Annotated in this window: 16 protein-coding genes and 1 pseudogene; 4 read left to right on the plus strand and 13 right to left on the minus strand. The window is 71.9% G+C overall.

Translation table 11 applies throughout. The annotated features are described in order from the left end of the window. Positions 1–71: 71 nt before the first annotated feature. Positions 72–2738 carry an ATP-binding protein gene (locus ACFVT2_RS08230; protein ID WP_390013642.1) on the plus strand — a complete coding sequence of 889 codons (2667 nt, stop codon included), beginning with the start codon at positions 72–74 and terminating at the stop codon, positions 2736–2738. A gap of 68 nt (positions 2739–2806) precedes the next feature. After that, positions 2807–3241: a DUF3592 domain-containing protein gene (locus ACFVT2_RS08235; RefSeq protein ID WP_390013645.1), complete on the plus strand. Its 435-nt coding sequence runs from the start codon at positions 2807–2809 to the stop codon at positions 3239–3241. 263 nt (positions 3242–3504) lie between these two features. On the opposite strand, the gene ACFVT2_RS08240 is transcribed toward ACFVT2_RS08235, so the two are convergent. Beyond that, entirely contained in the window at positions 3505–3594 is a 90-nt protein-coding gene (locus tag ACFVT2_RS08240; protein ID WP_390013648.1) for a K(+)-transporting ATPase subunit F, read from the minus strand. 335 nt (positions 3595–3929) lie between these two features. Further along, on the minus strand, positions 3930–4298 hold the full coding sequence (locus ACFVT2_RS08245) for a VOC family protein (RefSeq protein ID WP_390013651.1): 369 nt from the start codon (positions 4296–4298) through the stop codon (positions 3930–3932). 193 nt (positions 4299–4491) lie between these two features. Here ACFVT2_RS08245 and ACFVT2_RS08250 point away from each other — a divergent pair, with 193 nt between their 5' ends. Then, complete coding sequence (locus tag ACFVT2_RS08250; RefSeq protein WP_390013654.1) at positions 4492–6519, plus strand: S8 family serine peptidase; 2028 nt, start codon at positions 4492–4494, stop codon at positions 6517–6519. A gap of 50 nt (positions 6520–6569) precedes the next feature. Here the strand turns inward: ACFVT2_RS08250 and ACFVT2_RS08255 are convergent, their stop codons facing one another. After that, positions 6570–9110, minus strand: a complete 2541-nt coding sequence (locus ACFVT2_RS08255; protein ID WP_390013657.1) for a hypothetical protein — start codon at positions 9108–9110, stop codon at positions 6570–6572. Between the two features lie 320 nt (positions 9111–9430). Beyond that, complete coding sequence (locus tag ACFVT2_RS08260) at positions 9431–10039, minus strand: TetR/AcrR family transcriptional regulator (RefSeq protein ID WP_390013660.1); 609 nt, start codon at positions 10037–10039, stop codon at positions 9431–9433. Positions 10040–10132: 93 nt separating this feature from the next. Between ACFVT2_RS08260 and ACFVT2_RS08265 the strand changes: the two genes are divergently transcribed. Next, positions 10133–10717 carry a dihydrofolate reductase family protein gene (locus ACFVT2_RS08265; protein WP_390013663.1) on the plus strand — a complete coding sequence of 195 codons (585 nt, stop codon included), beginning with the start codon at positions 10133–10135 and terminating at the stop codon, positions 10715–10717. A 173-nt stretch (positions 10718–10890) separates the two neighbouring features. Here the strand turns inward: ACFVT2_RS08265 and ACFVT2_RS08270 are convergent, their stop codons facing one another. The 9 genes and pseudogenes from ACFVT2_RS08270 to ACFVT2_RS08310 all read right to left on the minus strand — a co-directional run bounded on the left by ACFVT2_RS08270 (position 10891) and on the right by ACFVT2_RS08310 (position 20126). Further along, positions 10891–12759, minus strand: coding sequence for a protein kinase (locus ACFVT2_RS08270; RefSeq protein WP_390013666.1), 1869 nt, complete (start codon positions 12757–12759; stop codon positions 10891–10893). A gap of 171 nt (positions 12760–12930) precedes the next feature. Further along, positions 12931–13284: a hypothetical protein gene (locus tag ACFVT2_RS08275; protein ID WP_390013669.1), complete on the minus strand. Its 354-nt coding sequence runs from the start codon at positions 13282–13284 to the stop codon at positions 12931–12933. Positions 13285–13391: 107 nt separating this feature from the next. Continuing rightward, a complete protein-coding gene (locus tag ACFVT2_RS08280; protein WP_390013672.1) occupies positions 13392–13832 on the minus strand; it encodes a hypothetical protein in 441 nt (146 codons plus the stop codon). A 208-nt stretch (positions 13833–14040) separates the two neighbouring features. Beyond that, a complete protein-coding gene (locus tag ACFVT2_RS08285; protein WP_390013878.1) occupies positions 14041–14616 on the minus strand; it encodes a GNAT family N-acetyltransferase in 576 nt (191 codons plus the stop codon). Further along, a pseudogene (locus ACFVT2_RS08290) lies at positions 14617–15012 on the minus strand (GNAT family N-acetyltransferase); the annotation flags it as partial. It lies immediately after the preceding gene. A 98-nt stretch (positions 15013–15110) separates the two neighbouring features. Next, on the minus strand, positions 15111–15437 hold the full coding sequence (locus ACFVT2_RS08295) for a hypothetical protein (protein ID WP_390013675.1): 327 nt from the start codon (positions 15435–15437) through the stop codon (positions 15111–15113). Continuing rightward, positions 15434–18544: an amino acid adenylation domain-containing protein gene (locus ACFVT2_RS08300; RefSeq protein ID WP_390013678.1), complete on the minus strand. Its 3111-nt coding sequence runs from the start codon at positions 18542–18544 to the stop codon at positions 15434–15436. Before ACFVT2_RS08300 ends, ACFVT2_RS08295 begins: the two co-directional genes overlap by 4 nt. After that, entirely contained in the window at positions 18541–19875 is a 1335-nt protein-coding gene (locus ACFVT2_RS08305; RefSeq protein ID WP_390013681.1) for an MFS transporter, read from the minus strand. The genes ACFVT2_RS08300 and ACFVT2_RS08305 overlap by 4 nt, the downstream gene beginning before the upstream one ends. Beyond that, positions 19872–20126 (minus strand): acyl carrier protein, encoded by a 255-nt coding sequence (locus tag ACFVT2_RS08310; RefSeq protein WP_390013684.1) that lies wholly within the window; start codon positions 20124–20126, stop codon positions 19872–19874. Before ACFVT2_RS08310 ends, ACFVT2_RS08305 begins: the two co-directional genes overlap by 4 nt. Between the last annotated feature and the right edge of the window lie 2 nt (positions 20127–20128).

Here is a 20128-nt window from a genome sequence, read left to right on the forward strand (position 1 = left end):
CCGGGCCGACCGGATCAGGAAAACGTCAACATCGCCGGGTTCCGCGGCGCGCCGGCCGGGCCGGTGTGACCATGTCGGACAACCCATGTCCGCTCGGCCGCCCGAGGTCCCCCTCGCCGAACCAGGCGTCGTGGGGCCGTGCAGGCAGGGTGAGGGAGGGGCCTTCGGTGGCGCCGAGAGGATCCGTCGACGCAGCGGGCGAACGGCCGGGGAAGCTCAAGGTCTTCCTCGGTGCGGCGCCCGGGGTCGGCAAAACGTACCGGATGTTGGACGAGGGGCGCCGGCGTCTCAGGCGCGGCACCGATGTGGTGGTGGCGTACGCCGAGTGCCACGGTCGGCGGCACACCGAGGAGATGCTCGCGGGGCTGGAGGTCGTGCCCCGGCTGCATCGCGCGTACCGCGGCACGACGTTCAGCGAGTTGGACCTCGATGCCGTCCTCGCCCGCGGCCCCGCGGTCGCCCTCGTGGACGAGCTGCCGCACACCAATGTGCCCGGCGGCCGGAACGCCAAGCGTTGGCAGGACATCGACGAACTGCTGGCCGCCGGGATCGACGTGGTCACCACCGTCAACGTCCAGCACCTGGAATCGCTGAACGACGTGGTCGAGAAGATCACCGGAGTCCCGCAGCGGGAGACCGTGCCGGACGAGGTGGTCCGCCGAGCCCATCAGATCGAGCTGGTGGACATGCCCGCCGAGGCGCTGCGCCGACGCATGGCACACGGCAACATCTACCAGCCGGAGAAGGTGGACGCCGCGCTCGCGCACTACTTCCGCATCGGCAATCTGACGGCCCTCCGGGAGCTCGCGCTGCTGTGGGTCGCCGGGCGGGTGGACGAGACCCTGCAGAGGTACCGTTCCGAGCACGGCATCGGCACCGTCTGGGAGACCCGCGAACGGGTGGTGGTGGCGCTCACCGGCGGCCCGGAGGGCGAAACCCTGATCCGCCGCGCGGAGCGGATCGCGGACCGCACCCGAGCTCTCAACTCCGTTCGAGCAGGGGAGACCCCCATCTCCGGCGGCGACCTGCTGGCCGTGCACGTCGCCCGCAGCGACGGTCTCGCCTACGCCTCCCCCGCCGCCCTCGCGAAACAGCGCGCCCTGGTCGAGAGCCTGGGCGGCAGCTACCACTCGGTCGTCGGCGACCATGTCCCCACCGCACTGCTGGACTTCGCACGCGCCGAGAACGCCACCCAACTCGTTCTGGGCACCAGCCGGCGCGGCTGGCTCTCCCGCCTGGTGGCGCCGCGCGGCATCGGGGAGGACACCGTGGAACTCTCCGGGGACATCGACGTCCACATGGTCACTCATGAACGGGCCGGCCGCGGCCGTCGACTGTCGATCCCCGGCCGGCAGTTGCCGCACGCCCGCCGCATCGCCGGACCGGTCGCCGGCCTCGTCCTCCCCTTCCTCCTGACCGCCGTGCTCACCCACATCCGGGGCCCGCTCAACCTGACCAGCGAGGCGTTGCTCTTCCTGGTCACCGTCGTCGGCGTGGCCTGCCTGGGCGGTGTGGTCTCCGCGCTGCTCGCTTCCCTCACCGCCTCCCTGCTGCTCAACTACTACTTCATCCCGCCCAGCCGGGAGTTCACCATCACCGAACCCAACAACGCGCTCGCGCTCGCGGTCTTCGCGCTGGTCGCGGTCACCGTCGCGGCCCTGGTGGACCGGTCCCTGCGGCTGTCCCGGCGCGCCGCGAGCGCCACCGCGGAGGCCGAGACGCTGTCCTCCATGGCCGGCACCATCCTGCGCGGCGACCAGGGGGTGTCGGTGCTGCTGGAACGTACCCGCGAGACGTTCGGCATGGAGTCCGCCGACCTCGTCCCGCGCACGGAGCAGGAGACCGAGGCCGACGCGGACGGTGCCGGCCTGGTCAAGGTGCCGGCCGGGCCGGACCGTTTCCTCGTCCTCCGCGGCCGCCGCCTGCCCGCCTCCGAACACCGCGTGCTGACCGCCTTCGCCGCCCACCTCGCCGCCGCCCTCGACCACGCTCGCCTCATGGAGGCCGCCGCCGAGGTCGAACCCGTCAAGGCGGCGGACCGGCTGCGGACCGCGCTGCTGGCCGCGGTCAGCCACGACCTGCGCACTCCGCTGGCGAGCGGACGGGCCGCCATCAGCTCACTGCGCAGCGTCGACGTGCACTTCACCACGTCGGAACGGGAGGAACTGCTGGCCACCGCCGAGGAGTCGCTCATCGAGCTCAACCGCCTGGTCGACAACCTGCTCGACATGAGCCGGCTCCGTGCCGGCGCCCTCTCCCTGCATCTCCAACCCACCGCCTTCGCCGACGTGCTGCCGCTGGCCCTGTCCACCCTGGCCGCGGCACCGGTACGAATCGCCTCTCAGGGGCTGGCGGAGGTCTGCGACGTCCTCGCCGACCCGCCGCTGCTGGAACGGGTCATCGCCAACCTCGTCACCAACGCGGTGCGCCACTCCGCCGCGGCGCAACCGGTGCTGATCACCGCCAGCTCGCTGGGCCCGCGGGTCGAACTGCGGGTCGTCGACCGGGGACCGGGGCTGCGCCCGGAGGACCGGGACCGGATCTTCGTGCCCTTCCAGCGGCTGGGCGACCGTGACAACACCAGCGGCCTGGGACTGGGCCTGGCGCTCTCCCGGGGCCTGGCCGAGGCGATGGGCGGCACCCTCGACCCAGAGGACACCCCGGGAGGCGGGCTGACCATGGTCCTCTCCCTGCGCGCCGCCGCAGCCGAGCCGGTGGAGGCGGTGGACCCCGGCTAGCCGGCCACCACGCACCACCGGGACGCGCAACAGCACACCAGGCGAAGGGAATCCGAAGGAGGCAGTCGATGGATGCAGGGGCCGTGGCCGTGCTGGTCGTGTTGGCCGGGGTTGCCGCGTTCGGCGGTCTGCTCGGCGTGCTCGCCGGCCTGCACGGGCTGCGTCAGGTGCGGCGGGTACAGCGGACGGGCGTATGCGTTCCGGCCCTGGTCAAGCAGCCCCCGGGCCGGATCGCCGACGAGCCGCCCCGGCCGCGCCCGCTGCTCCAGTTCGTGACGGAGGACGGCCGGGTCAGGGAAATCGTCTGCCCCGTGGCACCGGCGCGCCGCCGTCCGCTCGACGACGGCGACCGCGTGCTCCTCCGCTACGACCCCGCGGATCCCCGTACCGTCGTCGTCGAGGGCCGGGAACACCTGGGCCTGGAGCGTGCCTTCATCGCCGGCGGCGCGGTCGTCCTCATCCTGTCCCTGCTGCTGCTCACGGTCGCCTGCACACTCCCTTGAGCCACGCCCGCTCCCTCAGTGGTCACGGCCGTCGGACAGTGATCGAGACGGCCGAACCCGCCCTCGTCGTCCCGTGCTCCGCAGCTCAACTCGTCGGCCCTCGTCGGCCACTGCACCTGACCACCGACGTGGTCGTCTTCCCCCCCGTCCGTCACGCAGCCCCAACGGTCTTACGCGGACCACCACATCAGCGCCACCACACGGCGCCGGCTGCAACGCGATCCGGGCCTCGAAGGCGCCGGCCTCGGCGAGGGCTGATCCGCTCAGAACCGGTCCGGGAACTTGACGCCGGCCACCAGCAGCCCGACCAGTGCCGCCGCCACCAGCACCCCCACGATGCGCTCCGCGCTCACCACGCCACCACCGGCACGGTCCTGCCACGACCTTCCACCACGGATCTCCTCGTCTGCGCCGCCCGATCGGGGTCCGCTCCACCGTGGCGGCCCGCACCGCCCCATGTGCGCGCGGGGGCCGGTTCCCTAACGGAATCCGAACGGCGCGGCCGCCCGCGGCACGCCGGCGGCGGGCAGCGGGCGCTCGTCGGGACGGGCGGCTACCAGGAGTTCGGCGGGAGACCGCGGGTCCCGGTGCAGCGCGGCGCTCTCCGGCGGGTGCCCGTCCCGTCGCGAGGACGGTACGACGGCTCTGGGACGCGCAGTTGGGGTCCGCTGCGCCGGCGCGGCTCGACTCAGGGGCGCTGTGCCCGCTCGGCGGCGCTGCGTTCGATGCAGAACTCGTTGCCCTCGGGGTCGGCCAGGGTCACCCAGCCGGTTCCGTCGGGCCTGCGGTGATCACCAACGACCGTGGCCCCCAAGGCCAGGACACGTTCCACCTCCTCGTCCCGCGACCGGTCCTGGGGTTGCAGATCCACATGCACCCGGTTCTTGACGGTCTTGGCATCCGGCACCGTGAGGAACAGCAGTGCCGAGCCCGGCGCGGTGACCAGCGCCTCGGGGTCCCCTGGGAAGTCATCGTCGGCCAGCGAGCCGTCAAGGACCCCGGCCCAGAACCGCGCAAGGCGGTAGGCGTCGGAGCAGTCGAAGGTGAGGTGCCGCACGAGAGGGACATGCGGCGCACTATCTGACAGTCGCGGGTGGCTGTCCAGCGGATTCGCCCGTGGAGCGATTCCGGCCAAGAACTTGAAAGCGACAGCGAACCCGTAGCAAGCGCAATCGACCCGCGCCAGTCACCCATTTGGCCTATATAGTGAGAAAAGTAGCCACCGTACATCCACAACCCGGGAGCTAGGCGTGGCTCGCATCACCATCAACGGCGTGACTGTTGACCCGTTGGCCCAGTCCGCAGAGCTGGCCAGTGAATCGCTGGTCTTCGAGGATGCTTCGGCATCAAACTATCTGCTTGTGCAGACCACACATGTGCCCACCGCGGCGGAGAAGGAACAACTGTCGGCGCTGGGTGTGGTCATCCATGAGTACGTACCGGACAGTACCTACCTGTGCGGATACCGACCGTCCGACCTGGAGGCCGTCCGGGCCCTGCCGTTCGTGGCCTGGGCGGACGTCTATCTAGAAGGATTCAAGCTCGCCCCGTCGCTGCGCTCGGGCCGGTTGCGGCCGGGCATCGCCGTTCTCGCCGAACCGTTGGAAGCGGCGAATCCGCGTACCCGCACCGTTGACGTCGTCCTGCACCAGGACGTCGATCCGAGTGGGGCCGGGGTACGGGAGCGGATCGCCGCAGCCGGTGGCGTGGGGGTCGGCGACGTCCGATCCGGCCGGCAGAAGGTGCGCATGACGGTGTCGGAGGAAAACCTGCCCGCGCTGACCGCCCTGGACGAGATACGGCACGTCGAGGAAGTCCCCGACATGGTGCTGTACAACTCCATTGCGGGGAAGCTCCTGCACGCGCGGGTCTCCCACAACGGCACGGAGTTCCGGGGCGCGGAGCAGGTGGTGGCCATCGCCGACACCGGTCTCGACAAGGGCTCCACCCAAGACGTGCACCCGGCGTTCCAAGGCCGGGTCAAGCGCTTGATCGCGCTGGGCCGGACCGGACCGGACCAGACCGATGACCCCAACGGCCACGGCACCCACGTAGCCGGCTCGGTCCTCGGCAACGGCACGTCCGCGTCGATGGGCGGCGCCATCGACGGCACCGCTCCCGAGTCGACCCTGGTCCTGCAGTCGCTGCTCGACGACAACGGTGCGTTGAGCGGCATCCCGACCGATCTGCAAGACCTGTTCGAGCCGCCCTACACCGAGGACGAGGCACGGGTCCACACCAACTCTTGGGGCCCGACCCAGCCGAGCCTGCCCTACAACGAGCAGTCGACCGAGATCGACCAGATGGTGTGGAACAACAAGAACCTCGTCATCTGTTTCGCCGCGGGCAACGCCGGCCGTGATCTGGGCGGCATCGGCCGGATCAGCCCGGCCTCCGTCAGCGGTCCGGCCGCGGCCAAGAATTGCCTCACCGTCGGTGCCAGTGAGAGCGAACGCCCCGATATCCCGCTCACTTACGGCCAGTTGAGTTCGTCGTCGTTCCCGGTCAATCCGATCCACGACGACCGGCAGGCGGACAACTCCGCCGGGATGGCGGCGTTCAGCAGCCGGGGCCCCACGCAGGAAGGCCGCATCGCACCGGACGTCGTCGCCCCGGGCACGTCGATTCTGTCGACCCACTCGCGTGTGGCGAAGTTCAGCAATGTCTTCGGGAACTCCGCTGACCCGGACTTCTTCTTCGACAGCGGCACGAGCATGGCCACGCCGCTGGTCGCCGGCTGTGCGGCGGTGCTGCGCGAATCCCTCGTGAAGAACGGCACCCCCGATCCGAGCGCCGCACTGGTCAAGGCGATGCTGATCAACGGTGCGGACGACCTCCCCGGCCAGTACGACCCGACCGAGGCCGGCCCCTCCCCCAACAACAATTCCGGCTTCGGCCTGGTCAACCTGGAACAGGCCATCGTGCTGCCCGATGCCGGCAACCAGGCGGGCTTCGCCGACGAGGACGCGTTGGACCAGGACCAGGAGCGTCCGTTCACCCTCACGGTCCCTCAAGGCGGCAGTCACCAGCTGAAGATCACGCTGGTCTGGACGGATCCGCCCGGTCCTGCCCTGCAGAACGACCTCGACCTGATCGTGCGGGCCGACGGGCAGGAACGCCACGGGAACATGGGCACGGACACCGGCTTCGACCGCGTCAACAACGTCGAGCAGGTGCGCTGGGCCGACATCCCGAGCGGAGACGCCCAGATCGTCGTCCACGCGCATCGGATCACACAGTTCGCCCAGCCGTACGCCGTGGCCTGGCGCCTGTCCTGACGGTCCGGATCCTCACCGGGCCAAGCAGCGCCACATGACGCCGCGCGGTGTCATGTGGCGTGCTGCGTCAGGGCGCCGGCCGTCGCGAGGAGTTCGGGGAGCGTCCCGGCGAAGGTCGGCAACAGTTGGAGGCAGACCGCCCAGGCATCGACGTTCGCGCCCAGATGCTCCTGGGTGAGGGCCGCGGCCTGGACGCACACCGGCTGCCTGGCGGCGCCGGAGAGTGCGTCGTCGGGCTCGTCGGCGGGCTCGTCGGCGGCGTCGTCACACCAGTCACCGGGCTGGTGGTCGGCATACTGCTGCAGGCTGTGGAGGGCGGCGCGGGCCGGCGCCGCCCGGGTCAGGAGATCGGTGGGGTTGAGTCGGCCGCCGCTGAGCGCGTTGCGTATCCAGTCCGCTCCCCAGACGGGGAGGGCGTCCAGGGCCGCCAGCAGGAGCGGGCGCGGGCAGTCCGGTTCCTGCAACAGGGCGCTCAACAGCTCCTCGTTGAGGGACCCGGCCCCCTGCGCCGCCGTGAGGGCGGGCCAGGGCGGTGCCAGGCCCTCGCTGCGGAGCCGTTGCAGCCGGTCCCTGGGCTGGCTGGTGGCCGCGGTGAGGTAGGCCAGCAGTGTCGCCGGCGACTCCGCCTCGGCGAGCCGGGTGCGCAGCAGTGCCAGGCCGTCGGGTGTGTCCAACAGCTTCGCCGTGTGGCGGCGGAGGGTGACCGGGAGGTGGTCCATCGCCAGGATCTCGCGGACCGCATCGGGACCGCTGCGCTCCCAGACGGCGACCAGCACCCTCAAGCGGGAGGCCGGGAGATGGAGGGACCGCAGCCGTCCCAGGATGCTGCGGGCCACACCGAGGTCCCCGGACCCCAGGCCGGCCGTCAGCCGTGCTCGGGTGTAGTCGGCGTCGGGATCGTCAAGGGCCGCGAGCAGTTCTTCGGGGACCGGTCGGCTGCCGCCGGCCCGCAGCCGACCGGCCAGCATCCGCGCGTACTCGGCCTGGTCGAGGCGGCCGTGCCGGAACAACGTGGCGTCCACCGCGGGCTCGTCGAGGTCGAGGAGGTACTGCAACTTCTCGTCGGAGAGGGCGTATCCGCCGGCCATCGCCACCTGGGCGGACCGGCCGTGGGCGGCCACCACCGCATCGCGGACCGCCGGCGACGGGTCGCCGAAGACGAGGAGCTGCTGCACGGCCCGCGCGTCGAAGTACGGCACGATCGCGCACTGGACCTCCTCGGAGACGCACGCGAACACCTTCAGGAAGGTGGGCCGGGCGTGCTCGGGCGACTCGGCCGGGAACTGCGCCGGGGCCGGCCGCGGCCAGCTGGTGTGGCGCTTCCGGCGGGCGTGCGGCGCGGTGGCGTCCGCGATGAGTGCGGTGACGCTGCCGCGGGCCGTGCTCATCCGGGCGTAGAACGTCAGCCAGTTGGCGGGGTTGGTGCCGAGCGCGTCCAGGAGGTGTGCGAGTGCCTTGCGAGTCGGTTCGTGGTCGAGCGGCAGATAGGTCAGGACCGCTTCGGCCGGGCCCACTTCGGCCAGCACCCGCTCCACGGACAGCCGGCCCGTACGGATAGCGGGCTCAAGGCCGTACAAGAACACCGCATTGCGCTCGTTGCGGTCCGTCCACGGCCCGGTGAACACCTCGAACGGAAGTTCAGCGGCGTACTTCGCGGTCCCGATCGGGTCCTCCCGGAAGCTCTCCCGCACCAGGTCGGCCGGGCAGCCCTCCCACTGGGTGAGCAGGACCAGCGGACTCTCCGCCCGGTGGTCGGTCGTGGGGAGGTTGGCGCGGCAGAACGGCATCCGCGCGTGCTCACGCAGGATCAGTTCCCAGTCCAGGCCCTCGGGCTTGGCCGTGAACTCGTCGTACCCGCAGCGCACCGTCGCCAGCGCGTACCGGTGCTCCGGGTCGGCCCACTCCCCGGAAGGCCGGTGCCCCTGGAGGAACGCTTCCGGATCGGGGGCGGCTACGGCCGCGCGCACCAGGTCCGGCAACCACGGATGGGAGGCGCTCACGGTGGGGATCTGGTCGTGCAGTTGGAGGTAGTCGACGAGGGGTTCGATGGTGCCCCAGAGACCGAGGAGGCTCAGACAGGCATCGACGACGGCCGGTGGCGGGAGATACGCGCTGAATGCGCCGAGACCCTCCACGGAGAGCCCCGCGAACCCGTGGGTCAGTACGAGAGACATGAGGGGACCTTCGACGTCGTAGACCATCCTCAGCAGGCCGTCGTCGGCGTACCAACGGGAGTCCCAGAAGTCTGCGGCGTCCAGAAGGATCGGTAGCAGCCCGGGGGCCTCCACCATCGCGCGTACCGTACTGCCGTCGTCGACGCGGTACTCCGCGCTCCACAGCGCCCGCCCGACCACCGGATCGCCGGTCTCCGCCGCCGCGGCGAGCCACTCCACGGGGTCCGCCTCCAACGCGGCCCGCAGCTGCCCGGCATCCCCGCCCAGCAGCTCGCCCACCATCTTCTCCGGCAGTCCCAACCGGTCGGCGAGGAGGGCGAGCAGCGGTCGCCGCATCCGCTCCGCGAGTGCGTCGGCGGTGGCCGGGTCGGCGAGACTCAGCGCCAGGCGAAGCGCGGAGCGGGAGCTGTCACTCACGGGGTCGGGTCCCTTCACGGCGTGGTGGGCGGCTGAAGCAGGTGGGTCGGTGCACGACGCCTTACGGAGCGGTCCGCACCCACCGACTCATGCGTTCTCGCCCATGCGTTTTTGATCGTGCGTTCTTGCTCAAGCGTTTTTGCTCATGTGTTCTTGCTCATGCGTTCTCGATCGTGACACAGCCCACTGACAATGCCCGGTGGGACCCAACATCCCTGTGGACAGCGGGTGTTCCGGCCTGCGAGCGAGGAACGGCAGCAGCCGGTTCCGGTACCCACCCTGCTCAACAGGCCGGAGGGGCACGGAACGGACTCCGCGCCTCACCCCGTCGGGTGCGCCTCCCCGGCATCCGGCTGGCCGGCGAGGAGGCGTTCGACCAGGGCGGTGACCAAGTCCCGTCGCTGCTCTTCCGAGAAGAGCTCGGGGAGGGTGAGGCGTTCGACGATCAGCCAGTTGAGGGCCAGGTACAGCAGGACCACCGTGGTCGCGTCGCCCGGCAGGCCGGACGTGAGGTGATGGCTGATGTTCAGGTCCACGTCGGTACGGATGCGGCGGGTCAGGACCTCGCGCAACTGGGGGCGGCGGGCGGCCTCCAGACGCAGTTCCAACAGGGCCAGGAAGCCGGTCGGGAAGTCCGCCACCCGTTCCACGAGGTCGTGCATGAGCTCGGTGACCCGGGTGCGGTCGCGCGGCCCTGCCTGACTGGAGGCGATCACCGCCTCGTCCGGCTCCAGCCGCTCGTACACGCGGTCGCCGGCCTGTGTGAGCATCTCGTCGCGGTTGGCGAAGTAGTTGGAGGCCGTGCCCACCGGTACGCCCGCTTGCTGGTCGACCGCGCGGAACGTCAGGCCGCGTGCGCCCTCGCGGGCCAGCACCTCGATGGCGGCATCGAGCAGCGCCGCCCTTCGTTCGGGATTGCGTCGCACCATAATTGACACCACTCCACATGTAGTACTACGGTCCAGTCACTCCAAACAAAGTACTACATCCGAAGTTGTTACGAGGATTCGAGGTTCTGCTGTATGCGCAAGCTCGTGTACTACGTCGCGGTCTCCATCGACGGCTTCATCGCGGGGCCGGACGGGGAGTTCGACTTCTACCCGGAGGCGCCGGACATGGTGGACCACCTGCGCGCCGAGTTCCCCGAAACCCAACCGACCCACATCCGCCCGCACATCGGGCTGGAGGGGGCGCCCAACAAGCGCTTCGACACCGTCATCATGGGGCGCGGCACCTACCAACCCGCCCTGGACGCCAACGTGACCAGCCCCTACGCGCACCTGCGGCAGTACGTCGTCTCGCGCACACTCCCCGAGATCGCGGACCCGGCCGTGGAACTCGTGCCCGACGACCCGATCGGCCTGGTGCGCCGGCTCAAGGCCGAAGCCGGCGACGGCGACGGCGACATCTGGCTGTGCGGCGGGGGCGTGCTGGCGGCGCAGGTTCTGCCCGAGATCGACGAACTGCTGCTCAAGCAGTACCCGGTGGTCGCCGGCGGCGGCCTGCCGGTCTTCGCGGGACGGTTCCGGCCCCGCCCGTTCACCCGGGTGGAGACGCGCACCTTCAGCCACGGCGGATCGCTCAGCACCTACCGCCCGGCTACCTGAGTCCAAGCAGTACCCGGTGGTCGCCGGCGGGCACCTCGGTGCCCCCATGGTGCGGGCCGGCAGTTCCCGTCCGGCCAGGAGCGGCACCGCGCCCGCCGTCGAGAAGTCAGGTCACCACGCGTACCGCGCGACGCTGACGACCACCGGACTGCCAGACCCCAGGACGGGCAGGTCTACGACGCGGTCCAACGCTGCGACGTCTTCCCGGACTCGCAGGCCGCCGTCGCCACCCCACCGCCGTAGGCGATGTCGAGGCACTGGCCGTTGTACACGCTGTGGAGCGTCCCGCCGGTGCCCGCGCGCCATGACTGACCGGTTCCCCCGCAGGCGACCGCCAAGGCGTTGTTGCCGGGCATCCCCGCCGTCAGGCAGTCACCGGTGCGCTGGTTGACCACGGTGAACGTGCCGTCCGATGCCTGGCGGTACGTCCACGTCCCGGAGGGGTCACCCGTGCAGTCGCCGAAGGCGGGGGCGTTGCCGTAGACCGTCTCGATCAGGCACTGGGCGTTGCCGCCGTTCTTGATCCGGTGGTACCCGCTCGGCGCGGGGCCCTCCGGCGGCTTCTTGGTCGCCGTACCACCCGAACCACCGGCGCCGCCCGCCCCCGACCCGTCGGAACCACCCGATCCGTCGCTCCCGCCCGTGCCCTTCCGGGAGCCCGACGACGTGCCCTTGTCGTCCCCTGTGCCGGAGGCCGCGGTCGCGTCGCCCGACGAGGCGGGCTGCGGCTGCTGCCCCGGTGTCGCCCGGCCCGACGGCGCACCCGAGTGAGCGGCTCCGGAGGAGGGCGCTGTCGGGTGGAGCTGCGTGGACACCGATGCGGAGGGCGCGGCCCGTCCGTTGTCGTGCAGGGGTGACACGTGCGGGAGCAGTTGCAGGGCGAGGGTGGTCCCGCCGCCCACGACCAGGACCGGAAGGACGGCCAGCAGGAGGCGTTTGCGTCGGGGCTCGCGGGTCAGCCGGGGTCTGGTGGAGGCGATCGGTGTGGCGTCCGCGCTCTCCCCCACCGGTTGCGGCGGTGCCGCAGGAAGTGTCCGTGCGGGCCTGCCGGGGACCGCGAGGTCGGTGGTCCGTACGTCCTCCGCCTGGGCTTCGTCGTCCTCGATCCGGGGCACGGTGGCGGCGAAGGCGCCACGTTCAGACAGTCGTTCCGCGACGGCCGACGGCCAGGCACCGGCCGCGGACGCTCCCCGGCCGACGGCGAGTTCGTGGAGCTCGGCCGACGTGGGGCGGCCCTCGGGGTCCTTGTCCAGGCAGGACGCGACGATGCGGGCGAGTTCCGGGTCCAGGTCCCGCACCGGCTGGAGATCCGGCTCGTCGTGCACGATGCGGTACAGCGTGCCCAGTCCGGCCCCGTCCCCGAAGGGCGGGTTGCCGCTCGCCGCGAACGCGATCAGCGACCCGAGCGCGAACACGTCCGTCGCACCGCTCAACTGCCGCTTGCCCGAGGCTTGTTCAGGCGACATGTAGGCAGGCGTGCCCACGATCATGCCGGTTTGCGTCAACCGGCTCTGGTCGACGGCCCGTGCGACCCCGAAGTCGATCAGGGTGAGGCCGTCGACGGTCACCATGACGTTCGACGGCTTGAGATCCCGGTGCACCATGTCCTGTGCGTGGACGGTCTTCAGACCGGCGGCCGCCTCCCGCAGCAACAGCCACAAGGCGTCGGCGGACAATCTGCCGCCGTGCAGTTCGACCGCCTCGCTCAGGGTGAGGCCCGGGATGTACGCGGTGGCGAACCACGGCGGCCGAGCGGAGCGGTCGCTCGCGAGCAGGGGCGCCGTCGCCTCCGCCGGCAGCCGCGAGAGGTTGTCCAACTCGTGCCCGAAGTGCCGCAAGAACCCCTCGTCCTCGGCGAGGAGCGGCAACACCTGTTTGACGGCGGCATAGCGGCCGGCCGCGACCCCCAGGTACACCCGCCCCATGCCGCCGGAGCCGAGCTTGCCGACCAGCCGGATTGAACCGATCCTCTGCGGGTCCTCCTCCCCCAACGGCACAGCTCCGCTGCCGCCGAGGTCGAACCCCTCCCCCTTGAAGGTCATGCCGGAGAGGCTATCGAACGCCGGAACGGCCGTCAGTCGAGGCTGCCCCGTCACCTACCGACAAGAGCGGACAAGCGCGGCGGCTCGGTGACCGGAACGCCGGACACCCGCCCCGCCGCGCCGTCCCTCACCCGGCAACATTCCCACCGGCGTGATCGGCAGCCGGGTCCGTCAGGACTCGGACGCCGGGCTGCGTTCGGCGGTGCCGCGACGACGTCGGCGAACGAGCGAAGCGACGAGGGCCAACAGCTTGCGCAGCAGCCGGGAGCGCGGGCGCCCCCCGGCGGGAGAATAGGACGTGCGGGAAGGGGACTCGGGCGAAGGGGACGAGGTGGTCGCGGTCTCGTTGTGTGGTCTGGCCGGTGGGGTGGGGTGCTGCGCGGGAACGGGGGCCGCCGGGCCCTGCGGCTCAGGCGGATCAGCCGGTGCGGGCGGGGCCGGCGGGCGGGGCTCGGGACGGGGTGCGTTGCGGCGGGCCTCGGCGCGTACGAGCGCGCCGAGGGCGGCGAAGATGTCGACGGGCATGCCGGAACTCCTGCGGGGCGAAGGCGTGGACGCTGCTGCGGCAGGCCGCGACCGCCCCATCGGCCCAGGTGTGGGGAGGGCGGGGCGCGGTGCGCGACCGGGCCCGCTCAGCAGCGCAGAACGGTCACCCGCGCGGGCAGGCCGGAGGCGGCAGCCGAGAGGACAGCCCCAGGGGCGGCGTGCCCCGGCGCGTCCTGGGACTCCCTCACGGGGGATTCCCGCAGGGCCTTGCCGTTCGGCCCGGTGGGGACGTGATGGCGCAGATGGCAGGCCGTGGCATGGCACAACCGCCGGAAGCCGTTGCCCGGATGCTGGTGTGCGTCGCTCGACGGTGCCAGTACGTGCCCCGTGGTGTCGCAGGTCCGTTCCGCGGCACCGCTGAGGGCAGGGGCGCCGGCGTGCGTGGGGCACTTGCCGACGTCGGACGATGCGGCGTCGGAGTAGCCGGCGGTCAATGCCGTGACCAGCAAGGCCAGCAGCGCCAGGAGGAACAGCATGCGGCAGCCGCCGGTCGCCGCGGAGCGGCCGGTGCTGGCGGTGTGACGCATGCGGATCTCCCAACGCTCTTCCGGGGAGGGGATCCCCGGGGAGAGATCGGGACATTCAGGAGAGAGCGGAAAGTGTCGGTTATTCCACTCGTTCCGGCTATGGGTCGTATGTGTGACCCCACTTCCGCTTGAGGACGAGCGGCGAGGGACGCGCCGTGTGGCTGCGGCTCGGTGTGGCTGCGGCTCGGTGTGCCTGGGACGGTGCGCCTCAGAGGGGTCGGGTGAAGGCGACCCGGTCCAGCTCCGGGCCGTCGTAGTCGGCGATCGGGGCGGAGTTGGTGAAGCCCATGGCCTTGTGGAAGCCGATGGAGCGGCTGTTCTGGGGGGAGGTGATCGCCTTGACGAGACTGCGGCCGTCGGCGCGCGCCAGCTCGAAGAAGCGCTCGTAGAGGAAGCGGCCGAGGCCGGAGCGGCGCCAGGCGGGGGCGACGCCGGTGAAGTGGATGTACGCCTCCTCGGGCCGGGACGGTGAGAGGAAGCCGATGACGAAACCGGCCAGTTCGCCGTCGCGTTCGGCGATCAGGCTGGTCGCGCAGAAGTGGTTGACGAAGACCCGCGTCAGGTCGCGGGAGGCAGGGCGGCCCCACCAGTCGTCGATCACTCCGACGACGGTGTCGAAGTCCTCCGGCTTCGCCGGGCGCGTCGTGAAGGGCTCCAGTGTGCCCGTGCCCGGTGCGCCGAGCTTCCTACGGAGGACCGCCCGATGCTGCGCGGGGCCGTCGTAGTCGCTGTGTACGGGCAGGCCGTGGGCCTCGTGGTCACCGGGGACCAGTTCGAAACCCATGGCGTTGTGGAAGGCGAGGGAACCGGTGTTGTGCGGTGAGGTGATGGCACACACCTCGGTGCGGCCGGCCGCGGCGGCACGCTCGAAGAAGAGGGTGTAGAGCCGGCGGGCGATGCCCTGCTGGCGCAACTGCGGGTCCACGCCGACGAAGTGGATGTACGCCTGGTGTGCGTTGTCGGCGGAGTGGAAACCGACCAGGAACGCCCGGATGCCGGTCGTGTCCTCCAGGACCAGACTGGTCCCTGCGAAGTGCTGGAGGAACAGCCGCGGCAGCAGCAGTGACAGCTCCCGCGCCTGTTCGGGCGTGCGGGAATCGCCCCACCACTTCTGGACGCACTCCACGAGCGCGGGGTGGTCGGCCGTGCGGGCCCGGCGTACGTGGTGCATGCCTTGCCTTTCGTCGGTTCGGTCGCCGTGGTTCTTTCGTCTGCATCGGGAGGGTCATCGTCGACCCTACTTCTGCGGGGGCGCTGGCCTGGGGCGGGCCGCCGGCTTCACTGTGATCGGTCCGGTGACGGCCGTTCCTCCCGACCGTTGGGGGGCTGGTCCGCGTGGCGGGTCATACCGATCAGGAGCAGGGCCAGTTGGGCGCCGGCCGGTCCCAGGGCTTCCCGGTAGCCGCGCAGTACGGCGTTCTCCCGCGCCAGGTCGGTACGCGCGAAGCCGGCCGCGCGGCGTGCGCCCTGAAGCAGCCGGTCCTCCCGGACGCGCAGTCGGATCAGCCGGATGAGGTCGCCGTCCAGCTCGCGGAGGCGCTCGCGATGCTGTTCCACGTCCTCGCCGGCAGCTTCCCGCCGCGCGGCAGCGGGGCGCTCGCTCATCTGCGGTCCGCCCCGGCGGCCAGCTCCCGCAGCAACCGGCGGTAGGCCGCCGCCACCTCCGCCACGAAGGAAGGGGAGGTGGTCTCCGGCCGGTGCCCGAGAACCACTTCCGCGCCACCGTCGTGCTCCGGCCACACCTCCACTTCCAGTTCGTGCAGGGCGCGCCCGGCCCGGGGCCGTACGAAGACGGTCTCGCAGCCGTCGAGCGCGAGGCGCTGGGGCGGGCCGCTCTGCAAGGCGAACAGGGTCTGGAACAGCGGGTGGCGGGAGCGGTCGCGGGCGGGGTCGGCGGCCAGCCGTACGACCTCCTCGAACGGCACGTCCTGGGCGGCCAGTGCCGCGTGCACGCCGTCCAGGAGCGCGGGCACGCGGTCGGCCGTACCGTCGCCGGCCGGGCGCATGCGGAAGCAGATGACGTCGATGAGACAGCCGATGGCGTCGGCGGTGTCCGGGTGGTAGCGCTTGGCGATCGGTGCGCCGATCGCCAGATCCCGGTCGCCGGAAACCGCGGCGAGCGCTTCGGCGTAGGCCGCCAGCGCCACCGCGAAGCGGGTGCTGCCCCAACCGTGGGCGCGTACCTCAAGTGCGGCCCAGTCGGCGGCCGGTATCCGGAAGGTGGGCCCGGGTGACGTGCCGTTCCCGTCCGGGCCCGGCACGGTGAGCGGCGGTACGCCGGTCATCTCCTCGCTCCAGAACGTGCGTTGCTCCGCCAGCCCGGCCTCGTTCACCTGGGCCCGGGCGCCGGCGAGGACGGCCGCCAGTGGAGGTGGGGGGTCGGCGTCCGGCGCCCGGTGCCGCAGGCGGGCGGCGTAGGCCGCCGAGAGGTCGTCGGCCAGCGGTCGGGTCGAGCTGCCATCGAAGGCGATGTGGTGGACGACGATGCCCAGCACCCACGCACGGCCCGATGCCACCGGTGCCATGACACACCGCCAGTTCTCGCCTGCCCCGATGTCCAAGGGCGCTCCGAGCGCGCGGCGGACCGCCGCCAGGCCCGCGTCCCGGTCCGCGGCCGGGGCCAGCTCCGTCGTCTCCGCCGGTCTGATCTGGCCGTCGAGCAGCGCGACGGGGCGCCGGTCGAAGACGTACCGGGCGTGCAGCGACTGGTGTCGCCGGTGCACATCCGCCACCGCGGCCCGGAACGCCTCCGGGGCGAAGTCTCCGGTCGCCTGCCAGATCAGCTCGCAGTGGGCGGAGGTATCGGCGGGGTCGAGTTTCTGTTCGTACAGGAACCCGCTCTGCGTGGGCAGCAGCGGCAGCGGTTCCCCGGGAGCCGGCGGGTCCTTGGGGGCGGGCGTTTCCGCCGCTCCCGCCCGGGCCTCGATCCAGTGCGCCAGTTCCCGTACGGTCGGGCCCGCGATGAGTACGGAGGCCGGAACGGGGACGCCGGTGCGCACGCCGATCCGCACGCACAGGCGGGCGCCGTCCAGCGAGTCGCCGCCCAGTGCGAAGAAGGAGGTGTCGTGCGGAACGGCGCCGCCGGTACGCAGGGTTTCGGCGAAGGCGTGCGCCACCTGGCCGGTTACCGGACCGTCGTCGGGGCGGTGGCGGGGGGCGGCTTCGTTCCGGGGACCGGCGCGCCGTGTCACCAGGTCCAGCAGCGCGACGGTGTCCAACTTGCCGTTGCCGGTCAGTGGGAACGTGTCCACGGCGGCGAGCGCCCGGGGCATCAGGTACTCCGGCAGTCGTGCGGCCAGTGCGCCACGGACGGTGTCCTCGCTCACCGCCGCCCCGTCCGCGCGGGTGTACGCGGCGGCCAGTCCCACGCAGGCGCCCTCCTCCATGAGGGGAATGACAACGCACCGGCGGACCCCGGGGAGTTGGGCCACCCGGGCCTCCACCTCGCCCGGCTCGATGCGGTGCCCGCGTACCTTGACCTGGCGGTCGGCGCGGCCCGCGTAATGCAGCACCCCGTCGGCCGAGAGGTGGCCGAGGTCCCCGGTGCGGTAGATCCGGCGCGGGCCCCCGGGGCCGAGTTCGCGCTCGGTGAAGCTGTTCGCGGTCTGCTCGGGGTCGGCGAGGTAGCCGTTCGCCAGACCGGCGCCCGCCACACAGATCTCGCCGGTGGTGCCCGGCGGGCACGGCCGCGACCGCTCGTCGAGGACGAACACCTCGGTCCGGGCCACCGGGCGGCCCACGGGGATGTCCGCGCCCTCGGCGCAGTCGGCAGGCGTAATCCGGTGCGTCGTCGTGAAGACCGTGGACTCGGCCGGCCCGTACCCGTTCACCAGGGCGGTGTCGGGGTGCGCCGCGACGAACCGGCGGACGTGTGCGGGGGAAAGCCGTTCGCCCCCGGCCAACAGCTGCCGTATCCCGTCGAAAGAGTCGAGGTCCTCCTCGACGAGCATGTGGAAGACCGAGGCGGTGAGCCAGAGGGTGTTCAGACCGGCGCCGCTGACGAGGGTGCGCAGGCCGTCCGCGGTCAGGTAGGGCTCGTCGATCAGGACGCTGGTGCCGCCGCCCAGCAGCATCGACCACAGTTCCAGCGAGGCGGCGTCCCAGGGCAGCGGGGCGGCCTGCGGCATGACCGTGCCGGGGCCGACGGTCATGAATCGGGCCGGGTCGAAGAGCCGTACCGTGCCGGCGTGCGGGGACAGCACCCCCTTGGGGCGGCCGGTGCTGCCCGAGGTGAAGAAGACGCACGCGGTGTCCGTCTCCCGGACCGGCGGGGTGTCCGGGCGTACGGCGGGCCCGGCGGCCACCCGTGCGAGATCCGCCTCGGGGACCCATACCGGGCAGGACCAGCCCTCCGCGTGGGGTGGGGCCGCGGCGATCAACGGGGCGGCGGTCTGCTCCACCAACTGCGCCACCCGGGAACGCGGCCAGCGCGGGTCCATCGCCGCGTAGGCGGCACCTCGTTTGAGCACCGCGAGCACGGTCGCCACGAACCGCGGTGACCTCGGCATCAGCACCGGCACCACGTCGCCGGCGCCCACCCCGGCGCGGGCCAGTTCCGCCGCGAAGGCGTCCGAGGCCCGCTCCAGCGTCCGGTAACTCACGGCGGTGTCCCGGTGGATCAGGGCGAGGGCGTCCGGGCGCTCCGCGGCCCGCTGCCGGAAAACCCCGTGCATCGTGCCCCGGTCGTCGCCGGGGCCGTGTCCGTCCGTCATCGCACCTCTCCACCCTCCAACTGCTCCAGCCGGTCGGGTACCCCGGGTGCCCCGACGTCGTACGTGTCCCGTGCCGACCGCGCCACCACTCGGGCCTCGGGCACCTGGCGGCCCAGCAGCAACGCACCACCGGCACACCCCACGCACCCCAGGCCCAGGACCACCGGCAGCAGCCAAGGGTGTGCGCCGCCGAGGAGTTGTCCGCCCAGCAGCGGACCGATCACCAGGCCCGTGGACATCGCCGCGGAGTAGGCCCCGTTGTACCGGCCGCGGAGCGCGTCGGGGGCCAGGCTGTTGACCAGCGTGGGCAGCGCGACGGCGAGCAGCGCCTCGCCGACGGCGAAGACCGCCAACGCGCCGACGATCAGGGCCGCTTCGAGGGCCGTACGCTCGCTCGTCGTCGCCAGGAGAAGCAGCAACCAGCACCCCGCCCAGGTGGCGGCGGTGGCGGCGAGCAGCACGGCGGGCCCGGTCCGGGAGATCCGCGTGACGGCCGCGGCCTGGATCAGCACGATGCAGCAGGTGTTGGCCACGAACGCCCACGCCATGATGCGGGCGTCCATGTCCTGCACCGCGACCAGTCCCGGGATGCTGGACTCCAGCTGCCCGTATCCGACCACCATGAGCGCGACGGTCAGTGCCAGGACCTTGAGCAACCGGCGGTCACGCAGGACCACGCCGTAGCCGCGGCCGCCGGTGGTGGGCTCGGGGCCGGTGTGCGGGTCGGACGGCACCGGCGCCCGCTGGCCGCCGATCGCGAGGACCAGCAACGCCCCGGCCACCAGGAACGACAGGCCGTCGCACAGGTACAGCAACTGGAATCGGCCGGGATCCGCGGTCGAGGCGAAGACCCCGCCCAGCACACCGCCGAGCCCGACTCCGGCGTTGAGCGCGACGAACTGGAGGCCGAAGGCAGCGGAGCGGCCCTCGCCCTCCGTGCTGCGCGCGATGACGACGTTCCACACGGAGAGCATCGCGCCATGGGCCAGGCCGTAGGCCAGCCCGGCGAGCACGGCGCCCCAGACCGCCGTCACCAGCGCGAATCCGGCCGTGCCCAGGGCGGCTGTGGCCATGGCCACGGCGGCCGTACGCCGTACGCCGAAGCCGTCGGCGAGCCGCCCCGCCACCGGGCCGCCGACCAGGGACGCCACCGCGATCAGCGAAATGAGGGCGGTGGCGGTGCCCACGGACAGCCCGCGTACGCGGGTCAGGTACAGGACGAGAAAGGGCTGCACGAGGCCGGTGCCCACCGAGCTGACCAGGTTGGCGCCCATCACCACCCGTGTGCGGGGCGGCAGTTTGCCCAGGGCGGCGACGGACTCGAACCTCATGACCGGGCGACTCCCCCGGCGGTCGTGACCGCGGCACCGACCCCGCCCAGCGTGGCGTCCGCCACCACCGCGCTCAATCCCACCGGTACCCCGAACTCCTCGCGCAGCCGCTGTACCAGGGCCATCGCCTGCATGGACGTGCCGCCCAGAGCGAAGAAGTCGTCCTCGACACCGATGGCGGCACCGGGCGCCAGGTCCGGTCCCAGAATCTCCCGCCAGATCGCGGCGATCCTCTCCTCGACAGATGACATGC

This window comes from Streptomyces sp. NPDC058000, assembly GCF_042886435.1.
Lineage (GTDB): Bacteria > Actinomycetota > Actinomycetes > Streptomycetales > Streptomycetaceae > Streptomyces.

Coding starts and splice junctions, on each gene's coding strand:
- ACFVT2_RS08260 (WP_390013660.1), bottom strand. CDS start 10,039: ATGGTGCGACGCAATCCCGAACGAAGGGCGGCGCTGCTCGATGCCGCC.
- ACFVT2_RS08235 (WP_390013645.1), top strand. CDS start 2,807: ATGGATGCAGGGGCCGTGGCCGTGCTGGTCGTGTTGGCCGGGGTTGCC.
- ACFVT2_RS08230 (WP_390013642.1), top strand. CDS start 72: ATGTCGGACAACCCATGTCCGCTCGGCCGCCCGAGGTCCCCCTCGCCG.
- ACFVT2_RS08270 (WP_390013666.1), bottom strand. CDS start 12,759: ATGACCTTCAAGGGGGAGGGGTTCGACCTCGGCGGCAGCGGAGCTGTG.
- ACFVT2_RS08295 (WP_390013675.1), bottom strand. CDS start 15,437: ATGAGCGAGCGCCCCGCTGCCGCGCGGCGGGAAGCTGCCGGCGAGGAC.
- ACFVT2_RS08310 (WP_390013684.1), bottom strand. CDS start 20,126: ATGTCATCTGTCGAGGAGAGGATCGCCGCGATCTGGCGGGAGATTCTG.
- ACFVT2_RS08300 (WP_390013678.1), bottom strand. CDS start 18,544: ATGACGGACGGACACGGCCCCGGCGACGACCGGGGCACGATGCACGGG.
- ACFVT2_RS08275 (WP_390013669.1), bottom strand. CDS start 13,284: ATGCCCGTCGACATCTTCGCCGCCCTCGGCGCGCTCGTACGCGCCGAG.
- ACFVT2_RS08265 (WP_390013663.1), top strand. CDS start 10,133: ATGCGCAAGCTCGTGTACTACGTCGCGGTCTCCATCGACGGCTTCATC.
- ACFVT2_RS08285 (WP_390013878.1), bottom strand. CDS start 14,616: ATGGGTTTCGAACTGGTCCCCGGTGACCACGAGGCCCACGGCCTGCCC.
- ACFVT2_RS08280 (WP_390013672.1), bottom strand. CDS start 13,832: ATGCGTCACACCGCCAGCACCGGCCGCTCCGCGGCGACCGGCGGCTGC.
- ACFVT2_RS08305 (WP_390013681.1), bottom strand. CDS start 19,875: ATGAGGTTCGAGTCCGTCGCCGCCCTGGGCAAACTGCCGCCCCGCACA.